1 protein-coding gene is annotated in these 1865 nt (G+C 53.0%); it reads left to right on the top strand.

Annotation, left to right across the window (positions count from 1 at the left end):
* The first annotated feature begins 945 nt into the window (after nt 1-945).
* A complete protein-coding gene (locus tag LN893_RS20360; RefSeq protein ID WP_229973250.1) occupies nt 946-1728 on the top strand; it encodes a neutral zinc metallopeptidase in 783 nt (260 codons plus the stop codon).
* The last annotated feature ends 137 nt before the right edge of the window (nt 1729-1865 follow it).

The following is a 1865-nucleotide window of genomic DNA, read 5'->3' as shown; positions in this document are numbered from 1 at the left end:
GATTCGTAATTAAGATGCATAAGTTTAGGATTTGTTGGATACGGAGGTTGCGGAACGATATGCCTCACCTGCTCCCATAGGCTTGGTTTCTCATACTGCAGCCGTTCCCTGGGATTACGGGGATAAATTTGAAAGCGGGAAATACCTAGGCTGTGATAGGGAAATGAATTTAACTGGCTTAGCAGCATCGTGGGCACCTTCAAACACGATGACGTGCAGCGGGTGCCGCTTGACTCGTACAGGACATCCATAGAGGTCAACTGTGAGGAGAGCAAGGATGACCGCTGCCTACCTAGCCACTCCTCAAGCCCTACCGCCTCCTTCTTCGGCGTCACCAACAAGTGCCTCTCATCTCCCTCCCGTAGGTAGCCAGCCATGAATAAGTTTACAGGCGACTGTTTTCTTGGGATTTACGCGATTATATCATAACTTATCACAGATTTATACATATTACAACACTCGAATATTCTTTTTTTACTAACATTTTAAGCTTTATTACATGAAATCACTGAAGATGGCTTTGAGTTGCCTCGCACTGGGACTTATGACTGTATCCTGCGAAAACGAGATGGAGGAGATGGATCTGTCAGCGGGCGCTGCCACCCAAAAGGCCGCGGTTGCCCAACAGCCCGCTAAGCTAGACACCCTTGTAACCCTAAAGGCCCCCTCGGATCTGAGGCTGGTAAGCGAGAACCTGCGGGATTATCTTGTGGCTGGTAACGCCGTGCAGCCAAGCCAGTGCGGACCTACTGCGTTTGTGGCCGTACAGAACAAGTACAGAGGTTTGCTCGGGCAGGAGCTCGNGTGGCTGGTAACGCCGTGCAGCCAAGCCAGTGCGGACCTACTGCGTTTGTGGCCGTACAGAACAAGTACAGAGGTTTGCTCGGGCAGGAGCTCCTTCCAGTTTTTGGAGCCGATTTTGCCAATTACCTCTTTGGCTTATATATGGACATAAATTTCATAGCCGCCTATGTGGATGAGTCGGAGCAGCAGTATTTCGGGGAAAACGGGGAATACACCAGCCTTATGGACAAGCGTAAGCGGGAGATCGAGAAATTCTGGGGCATGCCTGGTCAGATCAGGGTAAACGGTCAGCACGGCGCCACCTTGAATGACCGAGACAAGGTAGCCCATGTTCTATATAACTACTTTACTGGGCTTCCTACCCTGGAGGCCGCACACGCTTATGCTGACTATTTGCTAAGCATCAATGCCGCGATGTCTACCCTTCCTGAATCCCCATTCTTCTCTATTGACGGTTTCGCCACCAGCGGCGATGTAATCGTGATCGGGGACGGCCTGGTGCAGATGGTGTCTGAGGCTGGGGTAGCGCAGGACATTGTATGGACGGGTATCCTGGCCCACGAGTGGGCGCACCAGATCCAGTTTGACAACTACGCTGGCTGGTACCCTGGCGGAGCCGCCGAGGATCCTGCCGAGTCTACACGCTACACTGAGCTGGAGGCCGATTTTATGGCCGCCTATTACATGACCCACAAGCGGGGCGCTACCTACAACTGGAAGCGCGTGGAGCAGTTTTTCACCCTCTTCTTCCAGATCGGGGACTGCGGCTTCGAAAGCAGCGGCCACCACGGCACGCCGCTGCAGCGCATGGCAGCCGCCCAACTGGGCTACGAAACAGCCAACCAGGCGCAGAAGCAGGGTCATATCATGTCTCCGCAGGAATTGCACGGGATCTTCGTGGCAAGCATAGACAACGTGCTGTAAGGGTCAAAAAAGTTGACTTAGCGGAGAGCCGCCCTACCAGATGTGGGGCGGCTCTCTTTTTATACACGCCTGTCCAAAAGGCTACGCTGTAGTGTCCAGCTCAACTACAACCTCTTTCACGATCCACTGGCATAGAA

Source organism: Pontibacter harenae, from assembly GCF_020907245.1.
GTDB classification, from domain to species: Bacteria; Bacteroidota; Bacteroidia; order Cytophagales; family Hymenobacteraceae; genus Pontibacter; species Pontibacter harenae.
This window is presented reverse-complemented; position numbering and strand designations above follow the sequence as displayed.

Excerpts from the sequence above, each read along its gene's own strand:
- LN893_RS20360 (WP_229973250.1), top strand. The coding sequence starts at position 946 with ATGGACATAAATTTCATAGCCGCCTATGTGGATGAGTCGGAGCAGCAG.